Annotated in this window: 12 protein-coding genes; 9 read left to right on the top strand and 3 right to left on the bottom strand. The window is 54.6% G+C overall.

Features of this window, described 5'->3' with window-relative positions; translation table 11 throughout:
• Window positions 1–14: 14 nt before the first annotated feature.
• Window positions 15–344, bottom strand: coding sequence for an HlyU family transcriptional regulator (locus HUO07_RS10725; RefSeq protein WP_176303554.1), 330 nt, complete (start codon window positions 342–344; stop codon window positions 15–17).
• Window positions 345–425: 81 nt separating this feature from the next.
• Window positions 426–1,646 (bottom strand): argininosuccinate synthase, encoded by a 1,221-nt coding sequence (locus HUO07_RS10720; RefSeq protein ID WP_176303553.1) that lies wholly within the window; start codon window positions 1,644–1,646, stop codon window positions 426–428.
• A gap of 288 nt (window positions 1,647–1,934) precedes the next feature.
• Between HUO07_RS10720 and rnt the strand changes: the two genes are divergently transcribed.
• Both rnt and HUO07_RS10710 read left to right on the top strand, forming a co-directional pair.
• On the top strand, window positions 1,935–2,603 hold the full coding sequence (gene rnt / locus HUO07_RS10715) for a ribonuclease T (protein ID WP_176303552.1): 669 nt from the start codon (window positions 1,935–1,937) through the stop codon (window positions 2,601–2,603).
• A gap of 212 nt (window positions 2,604–2,815) precedes the next feature.
• Window positions 2,816–4,075, top strand: coding sequence for a 6-phosphofructokinase (locus HUO07_RS10710; protein ID WP_176303551.1), 1,260 nt, complete (start codon window positions 2,816–2,818; stop codon window positions 4,073–4,075).
• Between the two features lie 138 nt (window positions 4,076–4,213).
• Here HUO07_RS10710 and HUO07_RS10705 read toward each other — a convergent pair whose 3' ends face one another.
• Window positions 4,214–5,929, bottom strand: coding sequence for a bifunctional protein-serine/threonine kinase/phosphatase (locus HUO07_RS10705; protein ID WP_176303550.1), 1,716 nt, complete (start codon window positions 5,927–5,929; stop codon window positions 4,214–4,216).
• Between the two features lie 311 nt (window positions 5,930–6,240).
• Here HUO07_RS10705 and ppa point away from each other — a divergent pair, with 311 nt between their 5' ends.
• The 7 genes from ppa to fis all read left to right on the top strand — a co-directional run bounded on the left by ppa (window position 6,241) and on the right by fis (window position 13,538).
• Window positions 6,241–6,771, top strand: a complete 531-nt coding sequence (gene ppa, locus HUO07_RS10700) for an inorganic diphosphatase (protein WP_008956424.1) — start codon at window positions 6,241–6,243, stop codon at window positions 6,769–6,771.
• A 179-nt stretch (window positions 6,772–6,950) separates the two neighbouring features.
• Window positions 6,951–8,810, top strand: coding sequence for a protein-disulfide reductase DsbD (gene dsbD, locus HUO07_RS10695; protein ID WP_176303549.1), 1,860 nt, complete (start codon window positions 6,951–6,953; stop codon window positions 8,808–8,810).
• A gap of 357 nt (window positions 8,811–9,167) precedes the next feature.
• Window positions 9,168–9,635 carry an acetyl-CoA carboxylase biotin carboxyl carrier protein gene (gene accB / locus HUO07_RS10690; protein WP_176303548.1) on the top strand — a complete coding sequence of 156 codons (468 nt, stop codon included), beginning with the start codon at window positions 9,168–9,170 and terminating at the stop codon, window positions 9,633–9,635.
• Between the two features lie 31 nt (window positions 9,636–9,666).
• Entirely contained in the window at window positions 9,667–11,007 is a 1,341-nt protein-coding gene (gene accC / locus HUO07_RS10685) for an acetyl-CoA carboxylase biotin carboxylase subunit (protein WP_176303547.1), read from the top strand.
• 127 nt (window positions 11,008–11,134) lie between these two features.
• Window positions 11,135–12,049 (top strand): 50S ribosomal protein L11 methyltransferase, encoded by a 915-nt coding sequence (prmA, locus tag HUO07_RS10680; RefSeq protein WP_176303546.1) that lies wholly within the window; start codon window positions 11,135–11,137, stop codon window positions 12,047–12,049.
• Window positions 12,050–12,147: 98 nt separating this feature from the next.
• Window positions 12,148–13,185, top strand: coding sequence for a tRNA dihydrouridine synthase DusB (dusB, locus tag HUO07_RS10675; protein WP_176303545.1), 1,038 nt, complete (start codon window positions 12,148–12,150; stop codon window positions 13,183–13,185).
• Window positions 13,182–13,538, top strand: coding sequence for a DNA-binding transcriptional regulator Fis (gene fis, locus HUO07_RS10670; RefSeq protein WP_176303544.1), 357 nt, complete (start codon window positions 13,182–13,184; stop codon window positions 13,536–13,538). The genes dusB and fis overlap by 4 nt, the downstream gene beginning before the upstream one ends.
• Window positions 13,539–13,557 lie beyond the last annotated feature (19 nt).

Here is a 13,557-nt window from a genome sequence, read left to right as displayed (position 1 = left end):
TGGTATCGGCTTTATTACTCGCTGTCGCCAGCACGACGTGGGTCAGGCTCGAACATTGCCTCCCCTACTTCATCGATATAGCGCTGCGCTTTAGTGACCATCATGGCATCACACGCCTCGCGACCTGGCAGCATATCGGAACGCTCAAAACGGTGTTCAAGGGTTTCACCGCTGGCATCAGCCTTACGAATCCAACCACTGACGCGATATTGGCCGCTTTGATCGTCCGGCTGAGATACAATCTCATAACCTTTGTACTCCACGGCATCAGCCGCTTTGGTGGTAGCGCCTGGCGCAGCCTGACGATCACTACCAAAGAGGCCAGATAATAATTTTTTTAACATAGTGGCTCCTTAACATGCCGGGCGGCAGCTAATAGCTGCCGCCCTGACAAGATATACGCTTTTATAATTAACTAGGTTTTACTAGCTTTGCTTACGGCCTTTGCCAGCGGCAATACGCAGGCGGAGGGCATTCAGCTTAATAAAGCCTTCAGCATCTTTCTGGTTGTAAGCGCCCTCGTCATCTTCAAATGTCGCAATTGACTCATCAAACAGCGATTCATCAGATTTGCGACCAACCACGGTAGCGTTGCCTTTATAGAGCTTCATACGCACGACACCCGCTACATTCTTTTGGGTCTCGTCAATGGCCGCTTGCAGCATGCGACGCTCTGGGCTCCACCAGTAACCGTTGTAGATCACTTCCGCGTATTTCGGCATCAGTTGATCTTTCAGGTGGGCTTCTTCGCGGTCTAGCGTTAGCGACTCAATCGCACGGTGAGCGCGCAACATAATAGTGCCGCCAGGTGTTTCATAGCAGCCACGAGATTTCATGCCCACATAGCGGTTTTCAACAATATCCAAACGGCCGATACCGTTGTCGCCACCTAGTTTGTTGAGCTTTTCTAGCACTTCGTGGGCTTTCAACGGCTCGCCGTCGATGGCCACGATATCACCCTTTTCATACGTCAGTTCAACGTAGGTAGGGGTATCGGGTGCGGCTTCAGGAGAGACACTCCAACGCCACATGTCGTCTTCGGCTTCGGCCCAAGGATCTTCCAAAATACCGCCCTCGTAAGAGATATGCAGTAAGTTGGCATCCATGGAGTAAGGCGATTTTTTCTTTTTATTGGCAAAATCGACCGGAATTTTATGCTCTTCGCAGTACGCCATCAGCTTTTCGCGAGAGGTTAAGTCCCACTCACGCCATGGGGCGATGACTTTCACGCCGGGCTTAAGGGCATAGCCGCCAAGCTCAAAGCGAACTTGGTCGTTACCTTTACCCGTAGCACCGTGAGAAATAGCGTCGGCGCCGGTTTCATTGGCAATTTCGATCAAGCGCTTGGCGATCAATGGCCGAGCGATAGAGGTACCCAGCAGGTACTCACCTTCATAAATCGTGTTAGCGCGGAACATGGGGTAAACGTAGTCACGCACAAACTCTTCGCGCAGGTCTTCGATGTAAATTTCTTTTACACCAAGGGCTTGCGCCTTGGTACGCGCTGGTTCGACCTCTTCGCCCTGACCGATGTCGGCAGTAAAAGTCACTACCTCGCAGTTGTAAGTTTCTTGCAACCACTTAACGATGACGGATGTGTCCAGGCCGCCTGAATATGCCAGCACAACCTTTTTGACATCGGACATTCTTTGCTCCTCATTGACCATAAGAAATTGATAAAACAAAACCACGCTAGCCATTCACACTTGGCTGATGCGAGAGCTCTTTGCGACCGACCGTTGAGATAGATCTTTGAGACAGACGTTGAGTATAGCGTTCTCAATGCCCAGCGAATACCGTCAACGACGCCTGGGGGCTAAAGCTGCTAGAATCACCCCATTCAAAGCGGCGGCTTGCCGCTAATGTCGAATGGTTACTCGCTTTACTACTACTCGCTTGAAGACTATTACTCGCTTGAACATAAGGAGAGCTGCATGAGCGAGGCAATTGCCCGCGAATTAATGGCCCAACGTTTTCGCAGTTACCTGCCGGTGGTCGTTGATTTAGAAACCGGGGGATTTAATGCCCAAGGTGATGCCGTACTTGAGATTGCTGCCGTTACGCTGACCATGGATCCGGAAGGCAACCTGCTGCCTGATGCCACCTATGCTTACCACATTCACCCCTTTGAAGGAGCGAATGTTGAGCAGTCGGCACTCGATTTTACCGGCATTAACCTGGATGACCCGTTGCGCAGCCAGGTCGCGCTTAGCGAAGCTGAAGCACTCAATGAAATTTTTCGTCCGATACGTAAATCAATCAAAGCTCACGATTGCACTCGCGCCATCTTAGTTGGTCATAATGCAGCTTTCGATCAAGGCTTCTTGAACGCGGCGGTGAATCGCTGTGGCATTAAGCGCAATCCTTTTCACCCGTTTTCTAGTTTTGATACCGCCACGCTGGCTGGCTTGATATATGGGCAAACCGTGCTTGCCCGCGCCTGCCGTGCTGCTGGCATTGAGTTTGATAATAAAGCTGCCCACTCCGCCCGTTACGATACTGAGCGAACTGCTGAGCTGTTTTGCTCCATGGTGAATCGCTATAAAGATTTGGGCGGCTGGCAGCTTGCCCAGCGCGAGCAAGAGATGGATGGCACAGAGTAGAACCTGGCATCCGCCGCCTAGCCGCTGATGCATTACTCATGCATAGAGGCAGTAATGCAGAGAGCCGCTAATGCAGAAAACCAGGCTTTACGCTAAACTTTGCCGCATTACAGCAATGTGCTTTAACACCGACAATGCCGGTTAGCGCGTGATTGGCGGTGATAAAACGATTTCGATTAACTTTATCCATTTTCAGGAGATGAGACGTTTCCATGGCCCAGCATAATGCCTTTTACGCCCAATCCGGTGGCGTCACCGCCGTGATCAACGCCAGTGCCTGTGGCGTTATCGAAGCCTGTCGTCAAGCACCCGATCAGATTGGCAAGGTGTATGCCGGTCATAACGGCATTATCGGGGCGTTAACGGAAGACCTAATCGACGTTACCCAAGAGAGTGACGAAGCGATTGCAGCATTGCGCCACACGCCAGGCGGCGCTTTCGGCTCTTGCCGCTATAAGCTTAAAGACATTGATACTCACCGCGCCCAGTACGAGCGCTTAATCGAAGTCTTTAAAGCTCACGATATTCGCTACTTCTTCTACAACGGTGGCGGCGATAGTGCCGATACCTGCTTAAAGGTCTCACAACTTTCCGAGAAACTGGGCTACCCGCTTACCGCGATCCACGTGCCTAAAACCGTGGATAACGACCTGCCGATTACCGATAACAGCCCAGGCTTTGGCAGTGTCGCCAAGTACATTGCGACCTCTACGCTGGAAGCCTCGCTGGATATCGCTTCCATGTGCGCCACCTCCACCAAGGTATTTGTGCTTGAAGTCATGGGCCGCCACGCGGGCTGGATCGCCGCTGCTGGTGGTTTAGCGGGCGAGGGCGAAGGCGAGCCGCCGCACATGATTATCTTCCCGGAAATTCCGTTTAACCGTAAAGCGGCCATGGCGCGGGTTGAAGAAAGCGTTAAACAATATGGCTACTGCGTGATCGTGGTTTCTGAAGGCGCCCGCTACGAAGATGGCACTTTCTTAGCTGATGCAGGTAATACCGATGCCTTTGGCCACCGCCAGCTGGGCGGCGTAGCGCCCACACTTGCGGGTATGATCAAGCAGGATTTGGGCTACAAGTACCACTGGGCAGTGGCCGATTATCTACAGCGCGCGGCGCGCCACTTGGCTTCCAAAACCGACGTTGAACAAGCCTACGCAGTCGGCCGTGAAGCGGTGACGCTGGCGCTAGCAGGCAAAAATGCCATGATGCCCGCTATTCGGCGCATTTCTCAGTCACCTTACCAGTGGGATGTCATCTCCGCCCCGCTGTCTCAGGTGGCCAATAAAGAGAAATTTATGCCCCGCGACTTTATCAGCGACAACGGCTTTGCCATTACCCAGACGTGCCGGGATTACCTCTCACCATTGATTCAGGGCGAGGATTTCCCCCCGTTTGAGAATGGCCTGCCGAAAGTGGCCAAGCTGAAACTGGCAAAAGCAGAGCGCAAGCTGCCTACTTTTACGCTGTAAATATTTGCTGTAGCAATGTCATTGCGAACGCAGTGAAGCAATCTCGGGGTTAGCTGCCGCCGCGGCCTTGAGATTGCCGCGTCGTTTCACTCCTCGCAATGACATAACCCCGTTTTATTCGCAACTCGCTGTGTAGGTTTAGCGCAACAGCCAGGAAAGCACGAGCAGCAATAGCAATATACCTGCTACCCCCTGCCAGAAACGCCGCGGCTCCTGGCGGCTCTCTTCCCGGTTCGGCAACCGCCCCAGCGGAATCCTAAGGGCATGCAAGAACTCCGATAGGCGCCTAAAGCGCAGAGCCCGCTGCGGATCCAAAGCACGGCGTAGCGCATCGTCCAAGTCCTGGGATATCTCAGGGTTGGTTGTGCGCGCGCTGCGGTAGGTTAATTCTTCAAGATCGGTATGGCTGCGCAGGCGATTGGGCGTCAAGGTATAGGGCAAGGCACCTGTGAGTAACCAGTAGGTCGTGGATGCCAGCGAGTACTGGTCACTGCGCCGACCAATGCTGTCGGCCAACGCATACTCAGGGGCGGTGTGCTCGTTGAAGCCAATTTGGCGGAGCAACTCCCCCGAGTGGCGATGCCCTTCGCCATCGCGCATATGGCAGGCGCTAAAATCAGTAAGCACCAGCTTGCCGTGCGGGTCGATCAGGATATTATCGGGGTTAATCTGCTGGTGAATAATTTCCCGGTGATGCAGTGCCTGCACCGCCTTACCCAGCTGGTTAGCAATATCTAAGCGCTGCGTTAAGCTGGCTTGAGGATGACGTTCAGCCCACTGTCGCAGCGTTTCACCTTCAATATGCTGCATCAGGTAATAGAGATAACGGCGCGGCCGGGACGGCTCCATCACCTTGACCACAAACGGCGAATTGACGCGCTCAACCACCCACTGCTGAAGCAGGAAGTGCTCCAGATAGGCGTTGCGCAACGAAAGCTCCGGGCTGGGTGCTTTCATAACCATTTCACGCTCGCTATGCACATCGCGAACGCGATAAACCCGCGACTGCGCCGTGCGTGACAGCACAGCGAGAACTTCAAGGCCATCTAAACGCTCACCCGGCGCCAGTTCTGGCGGAATCGGCAGGTCGCCATAAAGCTGCCCAGGATGCTCTGTCACTTCGTCAGGCAACTCATCGATTCGCACCAACTGGAAGCAAAACTGATCGCCACCGTAGCCACGATCCTGAGCGCGCTGCTTCGCCTCATCGGCAAGCCGCTCACAGGCGGCATCCAGATCACTAGCATCTTGGCGGATCAAGCGCACATAGTCGGAAGGCAGCAGCGTACCGCGCACACCCTGAGTGGTGAACAGAAACAGGTCGCCCTGTTTGAGCGCTATATGGGTGTAATCGATATCAACACTGCCATCCATACCCAACGCGCGGGAAGGATAACGGTACCCCCCTAAGTCGGTGACATGATCACGACTCAACTGCTCAAACTCGGCCCCGCGCAAACGGAACACCAGCGTGTCGCCCATGTGAAACAGATGCGCTTCGCGCCCACGGAAGACCATCGCCGACATGGAGGAGACAAAGCTGCCCTCTTTCACATGCTGGCTTTGGCTGTAGCACCAGCTATTAAGGGCACGCAGCACGCGGGTGGCCGAGGTTTTGACATCCCAATGATCAGGTGTCGAGAAGTAATCGGCCAGAAAGCCGCGCACGCTTAAATCACCGGCCTGCTTGGCCATGGTATTGCGTGAGATGGAGTCACTGATAACGGCACAGCCACCTTTGGCGCGCAGCAGCGGCGCTTCAGGAAAGCGAACTGACATTGAACTGCGGTGCAGGCGCCGGTCCGGCGCGACAAATGCTTGACCATAACTGATGAGCAACTGGGCGTGCGACAAGTCATCCTCCTAGGCTGCCGACTCGATCGAGGGACTTCACTGTCAACCAACACTGTCAATAAACGCTGCCTATAATACACGCAGCGGAGCAGAAACGATGCCCAACAAACGTCTCTATCGTATTAGCGCGCTTTTATATGCGCTCCTTTTTGATTTCCCTCATAATAGGCAACGGCTAAACCACACCGGCCCACCTATGTCGCATTGGTAATCGAGTAGTCATGTTCGTATAATTCTTCGCCATCAACGACTCTGTAACGATTACCTAACCTCTGCACGACTCAAGCCACAGTACTACCAAGGAATCAACGATGAACTTCGATAATATCCCTGCTGGAAAGGATCTCCCCAACGACGTTTACGTGGTGATCGAAATTCCAGCCAACCACGATCCAATCAAATACGAAATTGATAAGGACATGGGCGCACTACTCGTTGACCGCTTTATGGCCACCCCCATGTTCTACCCTGCCAACTATGGCTTTATTCCCCACACCCTAGCCGATGACGGCGACGCCCTCGATGCGCTGGTTGTGACCCCGCACCCGGTTCAACCCGGCAGCATTATTCGTGCTCGTCCGGTAGGCATTTTAAACATGACCGACGAAGCCGGCGAAGATGCCAAGTTGATTTGCGTGCCCCACGCCAAGCTTAGCTCGCTCTACGATGACATTCAGGAAGTCACTGACCTACCTGAGCTGCTGCGCCAGCAAATCGCCCACTTCTTCGAGAACTACAAAGATCTCGAAAAAGGCAAATGGGTAAAAGTTGAGTCATGGGAAGGCGCTGACGCTGCGCGCAAAGCGATTGAAAAATCCGTTATCGCTTACCAGAAAGCGTAATCGTTTTCTAAAGCTGCTTCTGTGTATGTGAAAAGGTCGCCTTCGGGCGACCTTTTAGGTTGTTAGGATTAACACACCATTAGCGACCGCGTCACGTCACCGCAGCGTATACGCGAGAGATTCAAGGTTGCGGTATGCTATTTGTCTTAGCTTGCGATGCCATTAATTAAGGACGCACCGTGTTATCTCTTAAACGCCTGAGCCTATTTCCCTTACTTGTTTTTTTCCTCGGTTGGTTACCGCTGAGCGCACACGCCCAATGGTTTTCATCGTCTAGCAACCAAGATGAATTTTTACCGGTAATGGAAGCCTTTCAGCCTACCGCTTGGCACGATGGAGAAACGCTTTTTATCGGTACCGACATCACCGATGAGTACTATCTTTATCGGCATCAGTTTGCTGTCTCCAGTCAGACCGAGGGTATAACGCTTGGCGAACCCAACATCCCCGAAGGCACGTTCACCAACGATGAATTCATGGGCGATGTTTACATCTTCCGCGACCAGGTGGTGTTTGAAGTACCGCTGAGCGCCCCCTACGCAGGCCCGCTAAACGTTGAGTTAACCTTTCAAGGCTGCGCGGATGCAGGGCTATGCTATCCACCGGAACGCTTGAGCCTACAAGCGAGTGAGACTGAGCCGCCCAGTCAATTTGCGAACTGGCAAGAAGGCGATAGCGCCGCTAGTGAAACCGCTACCGCTACTTCACAGAGTGACTTCGCAGGGCCTCAAAGCGAAGATAGCCGCTTTAGCGCGCTAATCAGCGATGCTAGCCTGCCGCTGGCGCTGGGGCTGTTTTTTATCGCCGGTTTAGGGCTGACATTTACGCCCTGTGTATTACCGATGATTCCGATTCTGTCATCCATCGTCGTCGGCCAGAACCCCACCCGCCCACGTGCCTTTGCCCTCTCGTTAAGCTATGTGCTGGGCATGGCGCTGACCTACGCCCTGGTCGGGGTATTGATGGGGCTGTTCGGCGCCGGTCTTAATCTTCAGGCACGCTTACAGTCGGCACCTGTGCTTATCACTTTCGCTGTACTCTTCACGCTCTTTGCGCTGGCGATGTTCGGAGCCTTCACGCTTAATCTCTCGCCCCGCTTGGCCAACCGTATTGACGCTTGGCAGGCTCGCGCTCAGCGCAGTGGACCAGCGGGATTAGCGTTAGCAGGTGCGCTCTCAGTATTGGTGGTGTCACCCTGCGTCACCGCGCCATTGGCCGGAGCCCTGGTGTTTATATCCTCAACCGGCGATGCAGTCATGGGTGGTGCGGTGCTCTTTGCGCTGGGCCTTGGCATGGGCGTACCGCTTCTTTTAGTCGGCACCTTTGGCGCCACGCTGTTACCCCGCTCGGGCGCCTGGATGAATGGTGTAAAGATTGCCTTTGGCCTGTTGCTACTGGGTGTGGCAATTTGGATGATCGAACGCTTGGTGGCAGCTCCCGTTGCACTCTTGTTATGGGCCGCGCTGGCTATCGGCACGGCGCTGGCGCTTGGGGCTCTAAACTTCAATCAACCGCAAGGGTGGCCGCGGGCACGTCAAACGCTGGGGGTTTTGCTGCTTGCGTGGGGCGTCCTGCTGGTCATTGGTGCCGCGCAAGGTGGCAGTAACCCACTGCGCCCTCTTGCGGCCACCTCGATTGGGTCTGGCGAGTCTCAAGTGGAACAGCTTGAGTTTGTTGAGGTCGATAACCTTACCGCGCTTGAGGCGGCCATCGCCCAAGCGAACAGTACTAATAAGCCAGCGTTTGTTCACTTTACGGCTGACTGGTGCATTTCATGCAAGCTACTGGAGCGCGATGTCTATCCTGACCCACGTGTTTCAGCGGCATTGGAGGGTTACACGTTAATTGCCGCAGACGTGACACAGACCGACCCACAAAGTCGTGAGCTGCTGGATCAGTTCAATCTTTTCGGCCCGCCAAGCCTGCTGTTTTTCAGTCAAGGCGAAGAAATTCGTGATGCGCGCATTCAAGGCGAAGTCACCGCCGACCAACTGCATGAACATCTTGAATCCGTTAGCCAGTGGCTTGCCAATAGTTGAGCCACCACCCTACGAGCCTTGCCCACTAAGGCACTTAAGCAGCGTTTTGACGCGAACATCGTCAAACAGTTGTTTAAATCTACATTCAGCGACAGTTTAAGCACTGGCTTAGGCTGTCGCTGGACATCCTGGCACTTTTTCGGCAAACTCCGCTCCCATATTAGCTAAAAACTTCCTTTTTTAGGGGTGAGAACGGGGTAACGTTCGCTAACATGCAGCGTTCTCCTCATTTTTAAATTTGGTTTACTGCGCCTATAGATGAATCGCGCAGCGCCGCACAGCAACCCGCCTATAGGTCACGATTGCTGTGTGATTATTTCTCATAATCTTCTTTTATGACATTGATGGGGCTATGCCATGGATATCCGCAAAGTTAAGAAACTGATCGAGCTGCTCGAAGAGTCCAATATTAGCGAGATTGAAATTCAGGAAGGCGAAGAGTCCGTTCGTATCAGCCGCCACCCTAATGGCGCCTCGTGGCAGCCACAGCCCATGCCGCAATACGCACAGCAGCAGCCTGGCTATGCAGCAGCGCCTGCTCCGGCATCAGCACCTGCTGCTGAAGCTGAGCCCCAAGGCACAAGCTACCGTGGTGAAGCAGTTAACTCCCCGATGGTAGGCACCTTCTATCGCAGCCCAGCGCCGGGCGCCAAGTCGTTTGTAGAAGTCGGTGATAGCGTCAAGCAAGGCGATACCATTTGTATTATTGAAGCCATGAAAATGATGAACCAGATTGAAGCTGACCGCGACGGCGTGGTGGAAGCCATCCTGGTAGAAGATGGTGAGCCGGTCGAATTCGATCAACCCATGATCGTCATCGCTTAATCCTTCATTTTCAACACGGGTGGACTCTCCCATGCTGGACAAGGTACTTATCGCCAACCGCGGCGAGATTGCCCTCCGTATCCTACGGGCCTGTAAAGAACTGGGCATTAAAACCGTAGCGGTACACTCCAAAGCTGATCGTGAACTCATGCATGTTCGCCTGGCGGATGAAGCCGTGTGTATTGGACCGGCATCGTCAGCGCAGTCTTACTTAAATATCCCGGCCCTGATCAGTGCAGCCGAAGTCACTGACTCGACCGCTATTCACCCCGGTTATGGCTTTTTGTCTGAAAACGCCAACTTTGCCGAACAGGTTGAGCGCTCGGGATTTACCTTTATCGGCCCCCGCGCTGAGACAATTCGCCTGATGGGCGATAAAGTCAGCGCTATCCAGTCGATGAAGGAAGCGGGTGTTCCCACGGTGCCAGGTTCAGACGGCCCCCTGGGTGACGATGATGCGACCAATTTAGCCACTGCGCGTCGCATTGGCTATCCGGTGATCATCAAGGCAGCCTCCGGCGGCGGTGGACGCGGTATGCGCGTGGTGCACACTGAAGGCCACCTGCTTTCGGCGATTACGGTTACGCGCACTGAAGCCCACGCCGCCTTTGGCGATGGCACGGTTTACATGGAAAAATTCCTTGAGAAGCCGCGCCACGTCGAAGTTCAGGTGCTTGCGGATGGTCAGGGCAACGCGATCCATCTTTATGACCGCGACTGTTCGCTGCAACGCCGTCACCAGAAAGTGCTTGAAGAAGCGCCTGCCCCCGGCCTTGATCCGGAAGCCCGCGCCCAGGTACTTGAAGCATGCCGCCAGGCGTGCATTAAGATCAATTACCGTGGCGCAGGTACCTTCGAGTTCTTGTACGAAGACGGCGAGTATTTCTTCATTGAGATGAATACCCGCGTTCAGGTAGAACACCCTGTTACCGAGATGGTCACCGGCGTCGATATCGTTAAAGAGCAGCTACGTATAGCCTCAGGGCTCCCGCTGTCGATTCGCCAGGAAGATGTGCAGCTCAACGGTCACGCCTTCGAGTGCCGCATCAACGCTGAAGATTCACGCACCTTTATGCCTTCCCCTGGCAAGGTAACGCTGTTTCATGCACCGGGTGGTCTGGGTGTCCGTATGGACTCCCACCTCTACACAGGCTACACCGTGCCGCCACACTATGACTCTCTGATCGGCAAGCTGATCACCTGGGGCGCGGATCGTGAAATAGCGTTGACCCGCATGCGCAATGCGCTCGACGAGCTATTGGTCGAAGGCATTAAAACCAATATCGATCTGCAAAAAGATTTGGTTCGCGACAGCTATTTCCGTCAAGGTGGCGTCAACATCCACTACCTGGAAAAGAAGCTCAGCAGCTAATAGCGTTTCAAACGCTTTTCAGCGCTAAGAGTGATGCCCAGCGGGGTGGCCATGTCCACCCCGTTACTGTTTTTAAAGTAAGTGTTTTTACTGTTTTTGCCTTTAATTCGTTCTGCGGAGACTCTCCATGCCCTGGCTTCAACTCAAAGCCCACGTCGCTCCCGAACAAGCCGAGTTCCTTGAGGAACTGCTGCTTGAAGAGGGAGCGACAGCCATTGGCCTCCAGGATGCTCACGATGATCCGGTATTTGAGCCAGAACGTGGCACGACACCGCTATGGGAAGACACCATCCTAACCGGCCTTTACGATGACCTAGAGGGCGTCGAAAGCATGCTGGAGCGTATTGAGGCCGCTTGGGCCGAACAGATGCCGGGGGAGCCCTGCCCTACCATCGAGTATGAGTTACTGGCTGACCGGGACTGGGAGCGGGAGTGGATGGATGATTTCACACCGCTGCAGATGGGTCAGCGGCTGTGGATCGTACCAAGCTGGCACGAACCGCCCCATGCCGACGCCGTTAACTTGATTCTCGACCCAGGCCTGGCCTTTGGAACGGGCACGCACCCGACCACAGCGCTGTGTTTGGAGTGGCTGGATGAACTGGCCGTGGCGGGGCACTTAGCCCAGCAGACCGTGCTGGATGTGGGCTGCGGCTCTGGCATTCTTGCTATCGCTGCGCTCAAGTTGGGTGCTAGCCATGCTGATGCTACCGACATTGACCCTCAGGCACTCCAAGCCAGCCGCGACAACGCCGAGCGTAACGGTATTGCCGAGCCAGATTTATCTCTCTACTACCCAGAGCAGTTAAGCGATGGCGGCGGCTACCCTGTGGTGACCGCCAATATTTTAGCGGGGCCGCTGGTTGAGCTGGCGCCAATGATTGCCGGACACGTCGCCCCCGGCGGTCGTATAGCGTTATCAGGTATTCTTGCTAACCAAGCCAATGATGTTTATGCAGCCTATGCCGAGCAGGGAATCGCGATGGAGGACCCCGTTATTCGCGAAGGCTGGGTGCGTCTTAATGGCCAACGTCCGCGTTAAAGCGGCAATCGGCCTTCACCCCATCACCGAGTAGGCGTATCATACGCCCCCTTGAAACGCCTACTCGCGCTAGCCCAGCACTCATAAAGCCCGACGCCATGACCTTAACGACGAAACCAACCAGCATTGGCCGCTACGTGTTACCCAACAAGGTAATTCTTGCCCCAATGGCCGGCGTTACTGACCGCCCCTTTCGCCAGCTATGTCGCAGGCTGGGTGCTGGCTGGGTCGTGGGTGAAATGGTCACGGCAGACCCTAGCTTATGGCATACACGCAAATCGCAGCTACGCATGGATCACCGAGGTGAACCGGACCCGCGCGTGGTGCAAATAGCAGGAGGCGACGCTGAAATGCTGGCGCAGGCAGCGCGGCTGAATGCCGAGCTGGGGGCGCAGATTATCGATATCAACATGGGCTGCCCCGCCAAAAAAGTATGCAATAAAGCCGCTGGGTCGGCACTTCTGCGAGATGAAGCGCTGGTGGCTGACATTCTCGACGCGGTGGTATCAGCGGTCGATATTCCCGTTACCCTGAAAATCCGCACCGGCTGGTGCGCCGAGACGAACAACGCCCTGCGGATTGCCCGTTTAGCCGAGTCAGCAGGCATCCAAGCGCTCGCTATTCATGGCAGACACCGCCAGCAGCGCTATACTGGTCAGGCAGAGTACGACACGATTGCTGAGATCAAATCTCACCTTTCAATCCCGGTGATAGCCAACGGCGACATAACAAGTCCGGAAAAAGCCGCCGAGGTACTCGCTTATACCGGCGCTGATGCCGTGATGGTAGGCCGTGGTGCTCAAGGCAACCCATGGATATTTCAACAGATCAGCCACTACTTAGCGCACGGAGAGCGGATGGCGCTCCCCAGCCTTGCTGAGCGTGGCCATGTGCTGCAAGGACATGTCGAGGCGTTGCATGAGTTTTATGGCTCGACCATGGGTGTGCGTATCGCACGTAAACATGTTGGCTGGTATATCAGCGACGACCCACGCTTTTCGCAGCCCCAACAGCGCGCGCTTAAGCAGCAGTTCAATGCGTTAGCATCACCTGAAACGCAATTTGATTGGATCAATGACGTGATGGCCCCCGGCGCCGCCACACGTTTGCTAGCCAAAGGAAGCCATGCTGCATGACCGAACGCGATCTTCTCTCTAGCGACACCTACTCTTCTAGCGACACCCGTGCCAGCGAGAGCTACTCCCATTTAACGGGCACGCTTGCGGATCCGGCTGCTAGCTCACCGCCACAGCCGCTTAGAGAGGCTGTTGAAACAGCAATGCGCCGCTATTTTGAACATTTAGATGGCAGCCAAGCCAGCGACCTTTATGCCATGGTGATGGCCGAGGTAGAGGCGCCGTTACTCGCCTGCGTTTTGGAGCACACCGAAGGCAATCAGACCCGTGCCGCGGATGTGCTTGGCTTGAACCGCGGCACCCTGCGTAAAAAACTCAAGCAATACGGACTTATCGAAGGTGACGCCCCATAACCCTGGGGCGTTGTTATTT

Origin of the sequence: Vreelandella maris (assembly GCF_013371085.1) — a bacterium.
Taxonomy (GTDB): Bacteria; Pseudomonadota; Gammaproteobacteria; order Pseudomonadales; family Halomonadaceae; genus Vreelandella; species Vreelandella maris.
Note: the sequence above shows the minus strand (reverse complement) of the source record. Positions and strands in the feature narration are given on the sequence as shown.

Bases quoted from the DNA above. Each gene is read 5' to 3' on its own strand.
- HUO07_RS10725 (WP_176303554.1), bottom strand. From the start codon at position 344: ATGTTAAAAAAATTATTATCTGGCCTCTTTGGTAGTGATCGTCAGGCT.
- HUO07_RS10720 (WP_176303553.1), bottom strand. From the start codon at position 1,646: ATGTCCGATGTCAAAAAGGTTGTGCTGGCATATTCAGGCGGCCTGGAC.
- rnt (WP_176303552.1), top strand. From the start codon at position 1,935: ATGAGCGAGGCAATTGCCCGCGAATTAATGGCCCAACGTTTTCGCAGT.
- HUO07_RS10710 (WP_176303551.1), top strand. From the start codon at position 2,816: ATGGCCCAGCATAATGCCTTTTACGCCCAATCCGGTGGCGTCACCGCC.
- ppa (WP_008956424.1), top strand. From the start codon at position 6,241: ATGAACTTCGATAATATCCCTGCTGGAAAGGATCTCCCCAACGACGTT.
- accB (WP_176303548.1), top strand. From the start codon at position 9,168: ATGGATATCCGCAAAGTTAAGAAACTGATCGAGCTGCTCGAAGAGTCC.
- accC (WP_176303547.1), top strand. From the start codon at position 9,667: ATGCTGGACAAGGTACTTATCGCCAACCGCGGCGAGATTGCCCTCCGT.
- prmA (WP_176303546.1), top strand. From the start codon at position 11,135: ATGCCCTGGCTTCAACTCAAAGCCCACGTCGCTCCCGAACAAGCCGAG.
- dusB (WP_176303545.1), top strand. From the start codon at position 12,148: ATGACCTTAACGACGAAACCAACCAGCATTGGCCGCTACGTGTTACCC.
- fis (WP_176303544.1), top strand. From the start codon at position 13,182: ATGACCGAACGCGATCTTCTCTCTAGCGACACCTACTCTTCTAGCGAC.